Genomic DNA, 17,933 nt, shown 5'->3' with positions numbered 1-17,933 from the left:
CCGCGGAGGGGTTGACAGGGTCCTGCCGCCGCGTCAGCCGGATCACACCGAGACGCGCAGCACCTCTTCGATCGTCGTGATGCCCTGCGTCACCTTGCTGAAGCCGTCTTCGCGCAGCGACACCATGCCCTCGCTGATCGCGACAGCGCGCATCTCGGTGCCCGTCGCGTGGGCGACGACGAGCTGCTCGAGCTGTTCGGAGAGGGTCATCACCTCGTGGAGCGCGACGCGGCCGCGGTACCCCGTGCCGGAGCACGCCTGGCATCCCACCGCGCGGTACAGAATCGGCGGGTTGGCCGGGTTATGCGGGAAGCGCACCGAGTCGAGCAGCTGACGCGACTCGGTGTACGGCTCGCGGCACTTCACACACAAGCGTCGCGCCAGTCGCTGGGCGACGACGGCGGAGAGTGCCGTGCCGACGAGGAACGGCTCGCAGCCGATCTCGGTGAGGCGGGTGAGCGCCGACGGCGCATCGTTGGTGTGCAGCGTCGAGAGCACGAGGTGGCCCGTGAGCGCCGCCTCGATCGAGATGGTCGCGGTCTCCTGGTCGCGGATCTCGCCGACGAGCACGACGTCGGGGTCGGATCGCAGGATGGAGCGCAGCGCCGCCTGGAAGGTCATGCCGGCCTTGGCGTTCACCTGCACCTGGTTGATGCCCGGCATGCGGTACTCGACGGGGTCTTCGACGGTGATGACGTTGATGCGCGGATTGGCGACGGTGTTGAGGGCGGTGTAGAGCGTCGTCGACTTTCCCGACCCGGTCGGCCCGGTGACGAGCACCATGCCGTGCGGGCGCGTGATCGACTCGCTGAACCGCTTCTCGTTGATCATCGAGAAGCGCAGGTCGCTCATCGACAGCGTCTGCGCCGAGCTGTCGAGGATGCGCATGACGATCTTCTCGCCCCACACCGTCGGCAGCGTCGCGAGGCGCAGATCGATCTGGCGGCCGTCGTGGTGCACCGAGAGGCGCCCGTCCTGCGGCTTGCGGCGCTCGGCGATGTCGACGGATGCCATGATCTTCAGCCGCGAGATGACGCCGTCCTGGATCGCCCGGTCGGCCTTCTGCATCTCGTGCAGCACGCCGTCGATGCGGTAGCGGACCGTGAGCTGACGCTCCCCCGGCTCGATGTGGATGTCGCTGGCACGGTCGGTGATCGCCTGCGAGATGAGCAGGTTGACGAACCGCACGATCGGCGCGTCGTCGACGGACTCGTCGATCGTCTCGGTCGCGCCGAGGCCGTCGGCCGCGGCGATCTCGCCGATCTGCTCGGAGAGGTCGCTGAGTTCTTCGTCGGAGCGCAGGTAGCGCCCGAACGCTGCCTCGAGAGCGTCCTTGGCGACGACGACGGGGCGGATGTTGAGCTCGGTCGCCGTCGTCAGGTCGTCGATCGCGATGAGGTCGGTCGGGTCGACCATGCCGACCGTGAGCGCGCGGCGGCCGCGCTCGATGGGGATCGCGTTGTAGCGCCGGCAGAGCGCCGCCGGCACGAGCCCGAGCACGTCGACCGACAGGGTCATCGCCGCCAGATCGACGAAGTCGAGCCCCGTCTGCACGGCGATGCCCTCCGCGACCTGCGTCTCGGTGACCAGTCGCGCGGCCACCAATCTGTTGCGCAGATCAGGCCCGTCGCCGTGCTCGGCGACGACATCCCACATGTCGGCCGCCTGCACCGCACCGGTGCGGATCAGCGATTCCGCCAGTCCCTTCACGGCGGACCCTCCCCCCAGCTGTTCGATCATTCCATGCCCCAGTGCGCGCGGTGCCCGAACGTCAGCCACCGCTGTTTCCGATCTCTCCGTAGATCGAGAAGATCGGCATGTACAGCGACACGACCATGCCGCCGATGATGATGCCGATGCCGACGATGAGGATCGGCTCGATCGCGCTCGTCAGCTGCTCGGTCGCCGTCTTGACCTCGCCCTCGTAGAACTCGGCGATGGATGCCAGCATGTCGGGCAGCGTGCCCGACTCCTCACCGACGGCGACCATCTGCGACACCATCGCCGGGAAGACCTCGGCCTTCTCGAGCGGCGCTGAGAACGACCGCCCCTGCTTGACCGACTCCTGCACGGCCCGCACGGCCTCTTCGACCTTGTAGTTGTTGGATGCCGCGCCCACGATTCCGAGCGCCTGCACGAGCGGAACGCCCGCCTTCAGCATCATCGACAGGCCGCGCGAGAAGCGCGCCACCGCGATCTTCGTGGCGAGCGGGCCGAACACCGGCAGCTTGAGCTTGAGCGGGTCGACGACCTTGCGCACCTTCTCTTCGTTGCGGTTCTTCATCCACCAGAACCAGAAGACCACGCCCGCCACGATCATGACCGGCAGGATCCACACCATGTTGTTCGACAGCGTCACGAGGATCTGCGTCGGCAGCGGGAGTTCTGAACCGAGGTTCTTGAACATTCCCTCGAACACCGGGACGACGAAGGTGATCATCGCGATGACGCCGATGATCGCGATCGACAGCACGATCAGAGGGTAGGTGGTGGCCGACTTGATCTTGTCCTGCAGCTCGGCTTCGTCTTTATAGGTGTCGGCGACGGTCTGCAGCGACTGCGCGAGGAAGCCGCCCGACTCGCCGACCTTGACCATGTTGACCATGAGGGGCGGGAAGGCGTCGGGGTGCTGGGCGAACGCGCTCGAGAGCGCCGTGCCCGACTCGACGTCGTCGTGAACACGGACCAGCGCCTGCCGCAGCAGCTTGTCCTCGGACTGCTCGATGAGGATCGACAGTGTGCGCATGAGCGGCAGCCCCGCGTTGATGAGGCTCGCCATCTGCTTCGAGAACACCGCGAGCGATGCGACCTTCACTCGGCGCTGCATGCCGGGGATCGTGATCTCGCGGTTGAGGCCGGTCTTCGAGGTGAGCGACACCTCGAGCGGGGTGAGTCCCTGTGCGCGCAGCTTCGCCGCGACGGCATTCTCGCTGACCGCTTCGAGGGTTCCCTTCACGACGGCGCCGCCCGTCGCATCCACTGCGCGGTATGTGTACTCCTCGACGAGTGCCATCAGTTGCCCCAACCGACGGATTGCCGCTCGGAGGCGTGCATCGTCCACGCTTCGGCGTCGTAGTCGACGGGGCGCACACGGGCTTCGTCGAACGTCTTCGGGTCTTCCGCGATCTCGCGGGCGAGGGCGAGCGAGATCGTGCCGCTCTCCACGAGCCGCTTGAGGTCCTGGTCGAGCGTGTGCATGCCGATCGCGCCGCCCGCCTGCAGCATCGAGTAGATCTGGCTGATCTCACCCTCGCGGATGAGGTTCGCGATGGCGGGCGTGTTGACGAGCACTTCGGTCGCTATGACGCGGCCACCCGACTGCGCGCGCGGCAGCAGTGTCTGCGTGATGATGCCGCGCAGCGTGTCACCGAGCTGCGTGCGGACCTGGTTCTGCTGATCGGAGGGGAAGGCGTCGACGATGCGGTTGATCGACTTCGCGGCGCTCTGCGTGTGCAGGGTCGACATGACGAGGTGGCCGGTCTCGGCGGCCGTCAGCGCCGTCGAGATCGACTCGGGGTCGCGGAGCTCACCGATGAGGATGATGTCGGGGTCCTGCCGCAGCACGCGGCGCAGCGCTTCAGAGAACGACGCCGTATCGCTGCCGATCTCGCGCTGATGGATGAGCGCCCGCCTGCTCGTGTGCTGGAACTCCACCGGGTCTTCGACCGTCACGATGTGGGCGGGTTTCGTCTGGTTGACGACGTCGATCATGGATGCCAGGGTCGTCGACTTCCCGGAACCGGTCGGGCCGGTGACGAGCACGAGTCCGCGCGGCTTGCTGACGAGCTCGGCCGCCACCTGGGGCACCCCGAGCTCGGCAAAGCTCTTGATCTTGTCGGGGATGAATCGCAGCGCGACCGCGACGGCGCCGAGCTGACGGAACACGTTGACACGAAAGCGCGCGACATTCGGCACGGTGATCGACAGGTCGACTTCACCGTGCTGCATGAACTCGCTGGACTGGTCTCGGGTGAGGATTCCGCCGAGCGCGTTCTCGAGCCAGTTGGCCGTCGTCGGCTCGAGGTAACCGGGCATGTCGGCCAGGTCTCCGTCGACGCGCATGAGCGGTACGTGGTTCGCCGTCAGGTGCACATCCGAGGCGCCCGCGCGTTGCGCGACCGCGAGCAGATCGAACAGCGGCGTCACCGATGGACTGGGGGGCAGGGACATGTCAGTCCTCCGTCCGGATGAAGGCGAGTGCCTTGACGGTGAGTTTGCCGTCGGCGAGCGCGTTGTCGGTAGGCAGGATCAGACGTGGGCCGACCCGAAGCGCATCGATGAAGGCCGCGGCGGTGTTCGCGTCGGGGACGGTGACGACGATCGTGACCATGACCTCCTGCTGCGGACCGAGCGAATCGGTGTCAGACGGTGTGGGAGCCGCGGCCGCGTCTGCCGCTGCGTCGGTCGAGCTCTCGGCATCCGTCTCGCCTGTGGTCTCTGCCTGCTCCGCGCTCTCTTCGGGAGCTGCGACCGGACGGCCGAGTCCGCCGGCATCGACGACGGGGGGGCGCGCTGCGAACGCGGTGGGCTCAGCCGCCACGACCGATTCGATGGTCGCCTGATTCGCTTCGGCAGCCGTCGCGACGATCTCGAAGACGTCGTCCAACTGGGGCGTAGCCGCGATCTCCGTGCGCAGCGCCGCGAGACTCGCGTCGATCTCGTCGCTGCGCGCTTCGGCGGCGGAAAGCGCATCGATCTGCCCCTGGTACACACTGTTCGTCTGCTCGACGGTGGCGGTCTGCGCCCGGGTCGCTTGCGCCTGAGAGAACATCGGCAACGCGATCAGCGCGATTCCCGCGGTGAGCACCACCACGACGAGCAGGATGCCGGCGATGTTGATGAACTGCTTGTTGACATTCACTACCCGGCCTCCTCAGCGAACGCGCCCGTGTACGAGGACTGGTCGAAGACGATGCGCAACAGGTAGGAGTAGCCGAGCGTGTCCGTCGTGCTCTCCCACCCGTCGACGCTGAGAATGCCGGGCACGGTACGCAGTGCGCGCACGATGTCGACGATCTGCGTGGGTGTCGTGCTCGTGATCGTGAGCTCGCCTGCCGCCCCGATCTCCAGGGCCGGATCGTCGCCGACCGGGTTTCCCCCGGGCACGAGCGTGAAGCCGGCGAGCACGGTGTCGGCCGGGAGAGCCGACTCGACGCTCGAGACGAGCGTCGCCCACGTGAGGTCGGTGCCCATCGCCTGCGTGCGGTAGTCGCCCAGCTCGGACTCGAGCTTGAGCTTCTCGTTCACCGGCTGCAGTGCGGCGACCTCGCCCAAAAGCCGGACCGTATCGGCGTTGGCCTGATCAAGACTCTGCTGCGCCGTGAGCTGAAGCGCATACGCGCCGCCCGTGGCGACGAGCACGACGCCGAGCGCCGCGAGGAGTCCCAGAAGCCACGTGCGCAGCAGGCTCGCGCGCTGTCGGCTCGCGGTGACCGCCCGGGGCAGAAGGTTGACACGGGGGGGCCCGCCGATCGTGAGCGCGGGGGCAGCGGCGAGCGCCATCAGCGGTCACCTCCGAGCCCGAGACCGGCGGTGGTGAGCAGGTTCAGATCGTCGTCGGGCGAGGCGAAGCCGACCTTCGAGGCGAAGACACCGCTTGCGGCGAGCACCTCGACGGGCAACGGCAAGCTGGCGGCGAGCGCCGCCGGGATGCCATCGACAGCGGCGCCCGCGCCGCTGATGAGCACGCGAGTGACGGGGGCGTCGATGGAGCGGTCGGCATAGAAGCGGAGCGTGCTGCCGAGCCGGGTCACGAGGTCGTCGACCGCGGCTGCCGTCATGCCCACGACCGGCCGAGCGGCGGCGCGGGCAGCCGATCGGCGCCGCAGCGGCACCTCACCACCGGTACCGGCGGAGCCGGCCGGCACCGCCTCGAGAATCTCGTCGAATGAGGCGGCGTGCCCGGCATCCGGTTCGTCCGCCCCAGCCCCCTCGCGCGCACCGACCGCTGCCGTCGCGATATCGATGGGGATGATGCGGACGAACCGCGGCACGTGGTCTTGGACGACGACGACGTAGCTGGTGTGATCGCCGAGGTGCAGGGCTGCGATCGTCTCGCCTGCCGCGGCGACGCGGCTGACCGCGCGGGCGAGGGCGAAGGGGGCGAGGTCGACGACGTCGACCTCGATCTTCGCCTTGCCGACGGTGTCTACGAGGTCTTGCACGGTCTCAGCGACGGCCGCGACGAGCAGCCCGGTGATCTGGTCGCCCTCTTGCGAGACGGGGTAGAAGTCGAGCACGGCTTGATCGGCGGGAACGGGCAGCAGATCCTGCACCTGGAAGGGAAGCGCCTGCGCCAGCAGATCGGGTCGCATCGCCTGAGTGGTGTAGTCGCGCACCAGGATGCGGCGGCTGCCGATGCCGAGCACGACGTTCTTGCCCTTGATGCCGGCGCGCGACCAGAGCTGCCGTAGCGCCAGCACGACGGCATCCGTGTCGAAGACCTCGGAGTCCTTCGCTGCGCCCGCGGGCAGCGGCACCGAGCCGTACGCGACGATGGTCGGCTGCTTGCCGGTGGTCACCTCGGCGGCCCGGATCCCCTCCTCGGTGATCTCGAGCCCGACGATCGTGTTCGCCATGGTCTGCTCCTTTCCTGCGCCTTCGGCGGTCAGCCGACGAGAAGTCCCGTGTACGAGCGTGCGATGGACTCGCCCGCGAAGATTCCGATCCACGCCCCGACGACCATGAACGGGCCGAAGGGGATCGCGGTCGTGCGTGTGGCGCGTCGCACGATCATCAGCCCGATGCCGACGAACCCGCCGATGAAGAACGCCGCGAAGGCGCCGACGACGAGGGCACCCCACCCGATGAAGCCGAGGGCCGCTCCGATCACACCGGCGAGCTTGACGTCTCCCCCGCCCATGCCGCCGGGGCGGATTGCGCGCAGCAACCAGAAGAAGGCGAACAGCGCCGCCCCGCCGATCGCCGCGCGCAGCAGGGCCTCCCACGGCATGCCGAAGAGGCAGGATGCCGTGAAGAGCACCGCGAGCACGATGTAGCTGGGCAGCACGATCGCGTTCGGAAGCCGCCGCGTGTCGAGGTCGATGAGGGTCAGCGCGATCGATATCGCCGCGAGATAGAGATAGGCCACTGCGACCACCACGACGGCGACGGTGCCTTCCGGTCGCCCGGCGATCGCCGCGAGTCGGAACGTACTGGCCACCCACCACGTCACCCCCACGAATGCGAGTCCAGTCGCGAGTTCGACCAGCGGGTACCGCGCCGAGATCGGCTCCGTGCAGTGCGCGCACTTTCCCCGCAGCACAAGCCATGAGATGACAGGCACGTTCTGCCACGGCTTCACAGGCGCATCGCAGTGCGGGCACTGGCTGGGCCGGGTGAGCGGGATGCCGGCGGGCACCCGGTACACCACGACGTTGAGGAACGAGCCGATGATCAGCCCGAGCACTCCCGCGAAGGCGAGCAAGAAGACGTCGAGAGCGCTCATCCGGCCCCCAGGGCACGCCGGCTCTGCAACGCGCCGAGCACCGCGGCGCTGCTGCCACTGACGCCGAAGCTCGGCACCGACATCGGAATGTAGGTCAACGTGTACGCCGACCCGCCGCCGTCCATGTTCATCGAGCCGCTGTAGAACTGGCCGTTCCAGCCGAGAGCGCTGCCGCTCGTGCCGACCCAGAGCTTGCACGGTGTGTAGGCGAGTCCGCTGATCATCGGCGAAGTGCCGAGCGAGGCACGGTAGAGCTTGAGCTGCGACGACGAGTTCTTGCACGTCGGGCCGTCACCCTTGGTGTCGTCGGGCATGACGATCGTGAACGTGTGCGCCTCGCCGTCGGCGCTCGTGATCTTCGCCTCCTGGAAGGAATGAGTGCTGCCGTTGTCGGGAATGGCGATGACGAAGTCGGTGTCGAGCGGCAGGCTGACGTTGTAGAAGTTGACCGTCCCGCACGCGCGCAGATCGAGCAGGGTCGGGGTCTTGCGGTTCTTGAGCTCGGTGACGAACGACGGGTTGTCCTGGAAATTGCACTTCGTGGCGGGCTGCGTGACGACCTCGTAGCCGCGCGCGACCCAGTCGGTCGGCACGATCGAGTAGTCCACCCAGGGGTGACCGGCGGCATTCAGGATCGACGGCTTCGTGATCGTCGGCGCGGCGGGGGCGGTCAGTCCGGTCGCGTTCTGCGTGAGGCGGGGCGCCCACGAGTTCGTCCCCCACGTGTCGATCGGGCCGCCGAGAACGATCGTGGAGGTGGCACCGATCTTCACGCCGTTCGCGCCGGAGATCTTGCTCGTCGCGCCTGCCTTCGTCGCCACGATGCCGCGGGTCACCTCGGCCGCGCCGAACTGACTGAACGAACCGCCGACCTTGATCGAGCCCATCTTCGCGTTGTAGATGTTCGTCTGCCCGGTGCCGGCCGCGACGATGTCGCCCGTGATCGTCGCGTTGTTGAGGGTGAGCAGGGTCCCGCCCGCGTAGATGTTGCCGTCGACCTTGCCGCCTCCCTGCACAGTGACATTGCCGCCGGCGATGATGTCGCCCTTGACGTGCCCGAGCATGGTGACGTCTCCCAGCGCCGTGACACTGCCGATGGTCGCCGTCGTGTTCTGGATGCTCACACTGCCGGTCGAGAAGAGGCTGCCGGTGATCGTCGCGGCCGAGCTGCCCTCGACGACGCCGTCGACGTAGACGTTGCCGTCGAACACGCAGGTGTTCGTGAGGTTGAGCTTGCCGTGCAACAGCACGAGGTCGGACTCAAGGCGAGTCGTCGAGTTGCAGGTGTTGAAGTCGCCGCTCATGAGCACCGCTGAAGCGCCGGGCTGCCCGTTGCCGTCGAGCACGAAGGACGACGCCGAGATCGTTCCGCCGCCGATGACGACGGCCCCGTTCGGCGTGCCGTTGGTCACCGAGCCAACGAAGCGATAGACGGACTCAACGACGGAGACGCCGCCGTCCTCTCCGTGTCCCGTCGAGGTCAGCGTCACCGTTGAGGTCGCGCAGGTCAGCTTCACCTTGTACCGGGGCGCGGTGGTGCTCTCGGCGAAGTCGGCCTTGACGTATCCCGTCGAGGGACACAGTCCGCTGCCCGCCTTGGTCGCCTGGACGAAGGCGGCTGCCGAACCGGCATCCGCGGCGGCCTGCGCCTGCAACGTCGACCTGACGCCGGACGTCACGACGGCCGTGTTGACGACGGCCGAGCTGACGGTGAGGGTCATGATGCCGAGCACCATCGCGATGATCAGCACCGAGACGAGCGTGGAGCCCTCGTCGGCTCGTCCGACATGCAGTCGCTGCGCGAGCCTGCTCAACATGTTCCGCTCCCTGTGTCGTACGCGCGGGCGACGGCGGCGCCGGTGACCTCTGCCGTCTGCTCGTCGCCGAGCTTCTCGTTCTGCTGCTGGACGACGCCGATGTTCCAGGTGAGCTGCGGGTACCAGCCGCCGACGGGAGTGCCCGAGACGGCGAAGTACGAGAGCAGGGTCGGCGGGTCGACCGCAGGGGTGGCTCTGATCGGCACCTGGTCCACCTCCCGCGCGAGGTTTCCCCATGACGTGCTGGGTGCAGACGTCGTGTTCACGTTGTAGGTCTTCACCCACAACTCGTCGATGCCGTCACCTGTGGTCGTCCAGGCGTTGCCGTTCCACGTGCCCAGATCACCGATCGCCCACGCACGACACTTCCAGTCCGCGGCGCCGACGGCGATGCGCGCGCGTACGACGTGAAGGGGACGCCCGTGCAGGGTGGTCGAGGTCAGCGTGACGCCCGAGGCATTGCGGATCGAGCTTGAGAGAGAGGTGCTGATCGCCTGCACCTCGCCGCTCGCCCGGTCACGGTCGGCGGTCTGGGCCGTCGCGGTGGCGCCGGCGATGAAGATCGAGGCGAGGACGGCGCCGAGGATGACGGTGATCGCTCCGGCGACGATCAGCTCGACCAGCGAGAATCCGGCGTCGTGCGCCGGACTGCTCGGCGCCGCCGAACCGGTGCGCAGGTGGTACGTCACTTCGTCACCACGATCTTCGTCGACATCGTGACGACCGGGTCGGTGGCTGACGCCTCCGGGTCGAACACCTTCACGGTTGCGTCGACGACGCCGGGGAAGGTCGGGCACGTCGGCGAGACGACGATCTCGGCTTCGAGCCCGGTCTTCGCGGGATCCTCGACGCGCGGGGTCGTCTGCGTGTGCGCTTGAACGGCCGTGCAGGCGTTGTCGCCCGTGTCGGGAAAGTCGCTGCGCACGAGCGCGAGCTGCCCGGACGCGAAGGCGTTCGCGGCGACATGGTCGCGGTTGACGACCGACAATTCGGCCGCGGAGATCGCCGACGGCAGGATCGCCAGGGCGATGAGCCCGAACAGGAACATCGCCATGACCAGCTCGATGAGGCTGAAGCCGTCGTCGGAACGCGGGGTCACACGATCACCTCCGTTCGGGTCGGAGTGGAACTACAGGGGGATGCCGTCAGGGCCGGCCCGTTCGGGTCGGGCCGGCCTTGACGTCCTTGAGATGGATCAGGGGCAAGAGGTGGTGCCGTCAGTAGCGGTTACCGCCGCCGGGCCCGCCGCTGCGATGTCGCCGTCCTTCTCCGCCTCGACACAAACCGCTTCGACTTCAGTCGTGCTGCCCTCGTTCGTAACGGTGATTCCGTCCTTCGACAGCTGGGCGAGCTCCTCCGCGATGCCGTCGGGGGTGTTCGAAGCGATCTGCGAAGCCACAGCAGTCGCACCATTCGCGGCCACCGTTGCGAGCGCCTGCTTCTGAGCGTTCTCCTGCAGGCCCGCAAAAATCGGGATCGCGATCGCGGCGAGGATGCCGAGGATCACGACGACCACGATGAGCTCGATGAGCGAGAAGCCCTCGTCGCCGTTCTCCTCGCGACGGGCCTTCACCGCCTGGATGTAGTTCTTGATGCTACGCATGTGAGCGCGCCTTTCCTTGGGGGGATACAGGTCACTCAGGCACGCCGGACGTGCTCCGGGGGGAGGCGCACGTACGGGGGGATCTCGAGGCTCCGGGGCCTCGGGAATGTGCTGAGTGGATCAGAAAGCTCGTCGCGAGGACGTTCATCCTTCTCCGAGGCAATCATGAGAGAACTCTCATCTTGTTGTCAACGCGCAGTTTGCGTCTTTTGCGAATCTTGTGTTTCTTGTGACCAATGTGAAACCTGCGACGCACGTTGTTTGTCGCTTCGCGCAGGCGCCTCGCCCCGCAGTCGCACGCCGCTCCAGACGATTCCAAGCAGCAGGAACAGCACCGGCGCGGTGTAGTACATCGTGTTGCCGAAGCACGCAGAGACGAGATACGTCGCCGCGCCGATCGCGGCGCACACGGTGACGTCATCCACCGCACGCCCCCGCCGAACCACCCGCACCGTGATCGCTCCGATCGCGCCGAGGTAGGCGAGCAGCGCAGGGACGCCGAAGAACGCTGCGTACTGCAGGTACTCGTTGTGCGAGCGCCCGGTCGTGCCCGGCAAGCCCGCCGCGATGCCCTCGACACCGTGCCCCAGCCACGGATCTGCCGCGATCCGCTCGATCGTCGCCACCCACAGCTCCCATCGCCCGGTGCCGGCTGACCCGGCATCCTCGCCTCCGGCCGAGAGCTTTCCGACGTCGGCTCCGAGGGAAATGAGAGCGTTCAGGATGCCCGCACCAGCGAACTCGGCGACGAGGTGAACCGATATCGCGACAGCCACCAGCGCCGCGGTCCTACGCGCACGCAGCCGCCCCATCGTCGCCAGCCAGACGACGAGGCCGAGCACTCCGACGGCGAGCGCGACGGAGGCCCCCAGCGTGTCATTGAAGAGCAACGTCAGGAGTGTGATCGCGAAGATCGCGAGTGAGCCTGAGCGCGCGAGGCGGCTGCGGGCGACCAGTGTTCCCGCCGCGGCGAGCGCGGCACCGACCGCCAAGAGGTATCCGTAGTGGTTGAACTGCTCGAAATACGCCTTGACATGACGCAGCTGCGACGTGTTCTCCGTCGGTGCGGCATTGGCCGTCACTGAGACGAGAGTCACGACGCACGAGACGAGCACGAGGCCGAGGACGAGCCCGACGACGAACCGACGACGCCGGCTGCTGAAGACCTGACTCGCCAGGAAGAAGAACCCGACGTAGCTGAGGTAGGTGAAGATCGACTCGTGGCGGTATCCGTCGCCCGACCAGGTCTCCGGCGTCGGCCGCAAGATCGCCGCCGTCAGTGCGAGGGCCGAGAACGCACCGAACAGCAGCAACGGAATGTTGTCGCGCAGGACGTCGCGTTCGCCGGGGAGATCCGCACGCGCCCACCGCGCGGCGAGCACCAGGAGGGCGAGCACGACGGCCGCGATGCCCACCTGCAGGTCGACCCGCGCCAAGAAGCTGACAGGCAGCCCGACCGACAGCCCCCACCACCACAACGGCAGCGGCACGATCAGCCAGTAGGCGAGCGCGACGACGGCGAACCGCTCGTAGAAGACGTCCGGCACCTGCTGAATCGCCTCGCGCACCGTGCGCGCGCGAAGGACGCGTCGAAAAGCCTTCATCGTGGCCGGACTCCTGGGGGATGGCGTCGGGGGTGCCGATAGCAGGATGGTAACCGACACGCGGCACTGCTCACGGAACCGGCTACTCGCGCGATGCGTCGGCGGCGTCAAGTTCAATTCGCATTTGTGTTCCTACATTGATTGCACATCTTTTCGAATTGCTGTTGCCAGTGTCGAATATATGCGCTAATCTGGTACCCGAAGCCCCGCGCGTGCCTACCTCTGTTTCGCGGGTTCTCTGCCTCCGGCGTTGTCGGAGGGAGGTGGATGATGCACGCGCCCGAAGACTCTCCATGGCCCGTCCTCGACGACCTGGTCGAGCGAGTGGTCGGCGCCAGGCGCCAGATCGCTGTGGCCCAGGCCGCGGAAGCGAAGATGCTGTGCGAAGCGGTCGAGCTGATCGCCGATCGCACGGCACAGCTGCGTCAAGAAGCCCAGCAGGCAGGGCGTCGATACGGCTCCTCCGCCGACCTGCCCCTGCGTGAGGTGTCGCTCGAGCTCGGCATGGCGATGCGGATGTCCGACCGCACGGTACAGGCCAGGGTGTCCGACGCGTTCACGCTCGTCAAGGAATTCCCCCGCACCCTCGAGGTCTGGTCGGTGGGCGACATCGACGCCGGTCACGCCTGGGGCATCAGCCGGGTCGGCATCCTGCTGACCGACGAAGACCTGCGCGCCCGATACGAAGACCTCGCCCTCGCCGCCGCGGCCACCGAGTCCCCCGCGCGGATGACGCAGGCCGCGAAGGCGATCGCGGCGACCCTCTGCCCCGAGGCGTTCGCAGAGCTCGCCCGCGCGGCGGCCGACGATCGCACTGTGCGGTTATACGAGTTGCCCGAAGGCATGGCCCGCATCATCGCCGACCTGCCCGCACCCCTCGCCCACGCCGTCGTCGACCGACTCACCGAAATGGCCCGCGCCGTCCTGCGTGAGGCCGACGCCGCCCCGGTGGATGCCGAAGCCGCCCCCGTCGAGCCCGGTGCCGCTGCAGGCGACTCGACGCGAGCCGCCGACGCGCCTGCCGACGCCGCAACGATCGAGCCCGAGGCGACCGAGCACGATGCGACGACCCGGCCCGGCGATGCGGCCGAAACCGGCGAGGCAACAGAGCACGATGCGGCAACCGAGACCCTCGTCACCGGCCCGAGCTCGCGTACGCGCCGGTCTGTGCCCGGCGCCGATCCGCGCCGAATGGACCAGATTCGTGCCGACGTGTTCTGCGACCTGCTGCTGACCGGCGCACCCACCGCTCACGGCACCGACGGCGCGCTCGCATCGGTCAGGGCGCAGGTCCAGATCACCGTCCCCGCACTCACCCTCGCCGGCGACGACCACGGCGGCCCCGCCCTCCTCGCCGGCTACGGCCCCATCGATCCCGCTCTCGCACGCCGGATCGCCGGCCTCGCCCCGGGATGGGACCGGGTGTTCGCCGACCGTCACACCGGTGAGCCGCTCGCCGTCGACCGCTATCGCCCCAGCGCACAGCTCAAGAGATACCTCGCGGCGCGCGACGAACGCTGTCGCGCCCCGGGGTGCACCCGACCGGTCTACCGCGCAGACATCGACCACACCATCCCGGCGTCGCAAGGCGGAACCACGTGCGACGGCAACCTCGGCAACTTCTGTCGCCGACATCACATCTGCAAGCACCACACCGCGTGGCGCGTGCGCCAACTCGGGCATGGAGTCCTCGAGTGGACCGCGCCCACCGGTCGGCGCTACCTCGACCGACCACCCGCGGTCGTGCGATTCGTCCCCGCCCGCGAAGACCCGCCACCCTTCTGACGCGCGCCCGCTCGGCAACCCGACAATCGTCACTCGGCCCAGGGATCGACCAGCGCCACCCCGAGACCCTCGAAGTCGACCGTGTTCCGCGTCGCGACCGCGGCGCCGTTGGCGCGCGATCGCCACGATCATGCCGTCCTCGATCGACAGCGGCCTGCCTTCCGCACGACGGGACTCCTGCATCGACGCGTACTCGCGGGCGGCGCTGGCATCGACGGCCAGGATCTCGGGCCCGGCGAGCACGCGCTCGATCGCAGAGAGCAACTGCTCGCGACGCACGCCGTGCCGTCGTCGGTAGGCGCCCGTCAGCAACTCGGCGACGGAGACGGCCGTGACGGCGGCATCCGCCTGCGCCCAGATCGGCCGTTTCGGCCGGTGCGCTGCTGCAACCGCCTGCAGACGTCTTCATCGAGATTGCGCACCGTGATCGTCGCCATGCGTACCCCTCACCGAACGACGCTAGCAATGCGCGCACCGGCCCAGCCGCGGAACCACCGAGGGCCGCGCACGACGACGCGGCGGGCCGGGTATGCTCCCCCGGCCCGCCGCTTCGTATCCGTGCGTCAGGCGGTCGCCTTGGTGCGGCGTGCGCCCTTCGCAGGCTGTGCGACTTTCACGGTGCCCGTGACGGCCTCGCTCTCGACGTGCGCCCCGCGGCGGGCGGCGCGCACCTCGTCGAACGAGGTGCCGTAATAGGCGGCCTCCATGATCGTCTCCATGTCGGCGATCATCGGCATCCGCGGGTTCGCCGGCGCGCACTGGTCGCCGTACGCGGCCATCGCGAGGTCGTGCAGCCCCGCGATGAACGCGGTCTCGTCGACGCCCTGCGCCTGGAACGACGGCTGGATGCCGACCCTCGCGCGCAGCTCCTCGACCGCGCGGGCGTAGCTCTCCACGCCCTCTTCCGGGGTCGACGCCGGCAGGCCCAGGTGCTGCGCGATCTCCTGGAAGCGCTCGGGCGCGACGTAGCGCTCGTACTTCGGCCAGCTCGTCAGCTTCGTCGGAATGCGCCCGTTGTAGCGGATCACGTGCGGCAGGTACGTCGCGTTCGTCCGGCCGTGCGCCAGGTGATAGGTCGCACCCGTGACGTGGCTCATCGCGTGGACGATCCCGAGGAACGCGTTGCCGAAGGCCATGCCCGAGATGGATGCCGCATTGTGCATCTTCTCGCGGGCCTTGATGTCCTCGGCATCCGTCGAGTTCGGCTGCGCCTTGGCGCTGCGCTCGATGTTCTCGAAGATGAGCTTGATCGCGTGCAGGCACAGGCCGTCGGTGTAGTCGTTCGCGTACACCGACACGTACGCCTCCGTCGCGTGCGTCAGCGCGTCGAACCCGGCATCGGCGACGAGGAACCCGGGCAGCTGTGTCGTCAGCAGCGGGTCGACGATGGCCACCGAGGCGGTCAGCGCGTAGTCGGCCAGCGGATACTTCATGCCGGTCTCGTCGTCGGTGATCACCGCGAACGGCGTCATCTCCGAGCCGGTTCCCGACGTCGTCGGGATGCAGACGAGCTTGGCGAGCTTGCCGAGCTCGGGGAACTTGAACGCGCGCTTGCGCACGTCGAAGAACTTCTCGCGCATGTCGGAGAACTCGACCTCGGGGTGCTCGTACAGCAGCCACATGACCTTGGAGGCATCCATCGGCGATCCGCCGCCGAGGGCGATGATCGTGTCGGGCTGGAACTGGCGCATCAGCTCGGCGCCGGCCTTCACCTCGGAGACCTTCGGCTCGGGGCGCACCGTGTTGATGAGCTGCACCTGCACGCGGTTCTCGCGGCGGTTCAGCACGTCGACGATGCGGTCGACGTAGCCGAGCTTGGTCATCGTCTCGTCGGTGACGATCGTGACGCGCTCGACGCCGCGCATGTCGGCGAGGTAGCGGATCGCGTTCGGCTCGAAGTAGGTCTTGGCCGGAACCTTGAACCACTGCAGGTTGTTGTTCCGGCGCCCGATGCGCTTGACGTTCAAGAGGTTCACCGCCGAGACGTTGTTGGAGACCGAGTTGTGACCGTACGAGCCGCAGCCGAGCGTGAGCGAGGGCATGAAGGCGTTGTAGATGTCGCCGATGCCGCCGAGCGCCGACGGGCTGTTCGTGATGATGCGGACGGCGCGGACGACCTCGCCGAAGCGGGCGATGACTTCCTGGTCGTTCGAGTGGATCGCGCCGGAGTGCCCGAGGCCGTCGAACTCCACCATCTGGCGCGCCAGCTCGATGCCCTCATCGGGCGTCGCGGCGCGCAGCACGGCGAGCACCGGGGCGAGCTTCTCGCGCGTCAGCGGCTCCTGCGGACCGACCGACCCCACCTCGGCGAGGATGATCGAGGTGTCCTCGGGAACCGTGAATCCGGCGTTCTCGGCGATCCACTGCGGCGACTGGCCGACCACCTTCGGGTTGAGCTTTGCGCCGGCGCAGTTCTCGCTGTCGGCGGTGACGCCGAAGATGAACTCCTCCAGCATCCGCTTCTCGGCGGGTGTGGCGGTGTAGGCGTGCAGCCGGGCGAACTCGGCGAGCGCCTCCTCGGCGATCGGCTCGTCGAGGATGACGGCCTGCTCCGATGCGCAGACCATGCCCATGTCGAACGACTTCGACAGCACGACGTCGTTGACGGCGCGACCCACCTTGGCGGTGCGCTCGATGAAGGCGGGCACGTTGCCGGCGCCGACGCCGAGGGCCGGCTTGCCGCACGAGTACGCGGCGCGGACCATGGCGTTGCCGCCGGTGGCGAGGATGAGCGCGACGCCGGGGTGGTTCATGAGGGCGCCGGAGGCCTCCATCGAGGGCTCTTCGATCCACTGGATGCAGTTCTCGGGGGCGCCGGCCGCGATCGCGGCATCGCGCACGACGCGCGCGGCCTCGGCCGAGCTCTTCTGCGCCGACGGGTGGAAGCCGAAGATGATGGGGTTGCGCGTCTTCAGCGCGAGCAGCGACTTGAAGATCGCCGTCGAGGTCGGGTTCGTGACCGGTGTCAGGGCGCAGATCACGCCGACGGGGTCGGCGATCTCGGTGATGCCGGTGAGCTCGTCGTGCGAGATGACGCCCACGGTCTTCTGATTGATGATCGAGTTCGTGATGTGCTCGCACGCGAACATGTTCTTCACGGCCTTGTCTTCGAACAGGCCGCGGCCCGTCTCTTCGACAGCCATGGTGGCGAGCTCGCCGTGCACGTGGAGGGCCGCGACACTCGCCTTGCGGACGATGTGGTCGACCTGCTCCTGAGTGAAGGATGCATACTCTGCGAGCGCTGCTTGTGCGCCATCGACCAGAGCATCGATCGAGGTGGACATTGTGGGTTCTCCTACCCGGCGCGGACGCGGTGTCCGCGTCATCGCTTTCCGGGTCCGAGGGCTCTCGGGCCTTGTTGAGACCCAGTATGACACATGTGGTCTGACCACACAAGAGGATGCCGGGAGGCCTCTCCCACGCACCACCTCCCGGCCGCGGCCACCGTGCCCTAGGCTCCGAGCATGCCGCCGAGCGACCGCCCCCGCGTCGGCGCGGGCGCCGGCATCCGCACTGGATCGCGTTCTTCGCCGCGCTCCTTGCCGGCATCTCATCGAGGGCATGCGGCTCATGCTCGACCGCGGCTACACGATCGTCGCGACCGACTATGTCGGCATGGGCACCGACGGCCCCGACTCGTACCTCGTCGGCGACACCGGAGGGATTTGTCACGCCGG

General features: G+C 68.0%; 15 protein-coding genes and 1 pseudogene. 1 reads left to right on the top strand and 15 read right to left on the bottom strand.

Annotation, left to right across the window (positions count from 1 at the left end; translation table 11 throughout):
• Positions 1-42: 42 nt before the first annotated feature.
• The 12 genes from ACPYN4_RS02975 to ACPYN4_RS02920 all read right to left on the bottom strand — a co-directional run bounded on the left by ACPYN4_RS02975 (position 43) and on the right by ACPYN4_RS02920 (position 12,471).
• Complete coding sequence (locus tag ACPYN4_RS02975) at positions 43-1,710, bottom strand: GspE/PulE family protein (RefSeq protein WP_424445571.1); 1,668 nt, start codon at positions 1,708-1,710, stop codon at positions 43-45.
• Positions 1,711-1,771: 61 nt separating this feature from the next.
• Entirely contained in the window at positions 1,772-3,013 is a 1,242-nt protein-coding gene (locus tag ACPYN4_RS02970; RefSeq protein WP_424445570.1) for a type II secretion system F family protein, read from the bottom strand.
• Entirely contained in the window at positions 3,013-4,170 is a 1,158-nt protein-coding gene (locus tag ACPYN4_RS02965; protein WP_424445569.1) for a type IV pilus twitching motility protein PilT, read from the bottom strand. The genes ACPYN4_RS02970 and ACPYN4_RS02965 overlap by 1 nt, the downstream gene beginning before the upstream one ends.
• A 1-nt stretch (position 4,171) precedes the next feature.
• Entirely contained in the window at positions 4,172-4,861 is a 690-nt protein-coding gene (locus ACPYN4_RS02960; protein ID WP_424445568.1) for a hypothetical protein, read from the bottom strand.
• Entirely contained in the window at positions 4,861-5,502 is a 642-nt protein-coding gene (locus tag ACPYN4_RS02955; RefSeq protein WP_424445567.1) for a hypothetical protein, read from the bottom strand. Before ACPYN4_RS02955 ends, ACPYN4_RS02960 begins: the two co-directional genes overlap by 1 nt.
• The gene (pilM, locus tag ACPYN4_RS02950) at positions 5,502-6,578 is read right to left on the bottom strand and encodes a pilus assembly protein PilM (protein WP_424445566.1); all 1,077 of its coding nucleotides are present in this window, start codon (positions 6,576-6,578) and stop codon (positions 5,502-5,504) included. The genes ACPYN4_RS02955 and pilM overlap by 1 nt, the downstream gene beginning before the upstream one ends.
• A 29-nt stretch (positions 6,579-6,607) precedes the next feature.
• Positions 6,608-7,447 (bottom strand): prepilin peptidase, encoded by an 840-nt coding sequence (locus ACPYN4_RS02945; RefSeq protein WP_424445565.1) that lies wholly within the window; start codon positions 7,445-7,447, stop codon positions 6,608-6,610.
• Positions 7,444-9,264 carry a bactofilin family protein gene (locus ACPYN4_RS02940; protein ID WP_424445564.1) on the bottom strand — a complete coding sequence of 607 codons (1,821 nt, stop codon included), beginning with the start codon at positions 9,262-9,264 and terminating at the stop codon, positions 7,444-7,446. Before ACPYN4_RS02940 ends, ACPYN4_RS02945 begins: the two co-directional genes overlap by 4 nt.
• Complete coding sequence (locus tag ACPYN4_RS02935; protein ID WP_315552124.1) at positions 9,258-9,953, bottom strand: prepilin-type N-terminal cleavage/methylation domain-containing protein; 696 nt, start codon at positions 9,951-9,953, stop codon at positions 9,258-9,260. Before ACPYN4_RS02935 ends, ACPYN4_RS02940 begins: the two co-directional genes overlap by 7 nt.
• Positions 9,950-10,363 carry a type II secretion system protein gene (locus ACPYN4_RS02930; RefSeq protein ID WP_424445563.1) on the bottom strand — a complete coding sequence of 138 codons (414 nt, stop codon included), beginning with the start codon at positions 10,361-10,363 and terminating at the stop codon, positions 9,950-9,952. The genes ACPYN4_RS02935 and ACPYN4_RS02930 overlap by 4 nt, the downstream gene beginning before the upstream one ends.
• Before the next feature lie 96 nt (positions 10,364-10,459).
• Positions 10,460-10,867 (bottom strand): type II secretion system protein, encoded by a 408-nt coding sequence (locus tag ACPYN4_RS02925; RefSeq protein ID WP_424445562.1) that lies wholly within the window; start codon positions 10,865-10,867, stop codon positions 10,460-10,462.
• A 188-nt stretch (positions 10,868-11,055) separates the two neighbouring features.
• Positions 11,056-12,471 (bottom strand): O-antigen ligase family protein, encoded by a 1,416-nt coding sequence (locus ACPYN4_RS02920; RefSeq protein ID WP_424445561.1) that lies wholly within the window; start codon positions 12,469-12,471, stop codon positions 11,056-11,058.
• Between the two features lie 270 nt (positions 12,472-12,741).
• On the opposite strand from ACPYN4_RS02920, the gene ACPYN4_RS02915 reads away from it, so the two are divergent.
• Complete coding sequence (locus ACPYN4_RS02915) at positions 12,742-14,256, top strand: DUF222 domain-containing protein (RefSeq protein WP_424445560.1); 1,515 nt, start codon at positions 12,742-12,744, stop codon at positions 14,254-14,256.
• Positions 14,257-14,373: 117 nt separating this feature from the next.
• Here ACPYN4_RS02915 and ACPYN4_RS02910 read toward each other — a convergent pair.
• The 3 genes and pseudogenes from ACPYN4_RS02910 to adhE form a co-directional block, all read right to left on the bottom strand.
• Positions 14,374-14,622: pseudogene (locus ACPYN4_RS02910) on the bottom strand (PIN domain-containing protein); the annotation flags it as partial.
• Positions 14,562-14,693: a FitA-like ribbon-helix-helix domain-containing protein gene (locus ACPYN4_RS02905; RefSeq protein WP_424445559.1), complete on the bottom strand. Its 132-nt coding sequence runs from the start codon at positions 14,691-14,693 to the stop codon at positions 14,562-14,564. The pseudogene ACPYN4_RS02910 and the gene ACPYN4_RS02905, both read right to left, overlap by 61 nt.
• Before the next feature lie 126 nt (positions 14,694-14,819).
• Complete coding sequence (gene adhE, locus ACPYN4_RS02900) at positions 14,820-17,540, bottom strand: bifunctional acetaldehyde-CoA/alcohol dehydrogenase (RefSeq protein ID WP_424445558.1); 2,721 nt, start codon at positions 17,538-17,540, stop codon at positions 14,820-14,822.
• Positions 17,541-17,933 lie beyond the last annotated feature (393 nt).

The organism is Microbacterium sp. CH-015, assembly GCF_049707015.1.
Lineage (GTDB): Bacteria > Actinomycetota > Actinomycetes > Actinomycetales > Microbacteriaceae > Microbacterium > Microbacterium aurum.
Note: the sequence above shows the minus strand (reverse complement) of the source record. Positions and strands in the feature narration are given on the sequence as shown.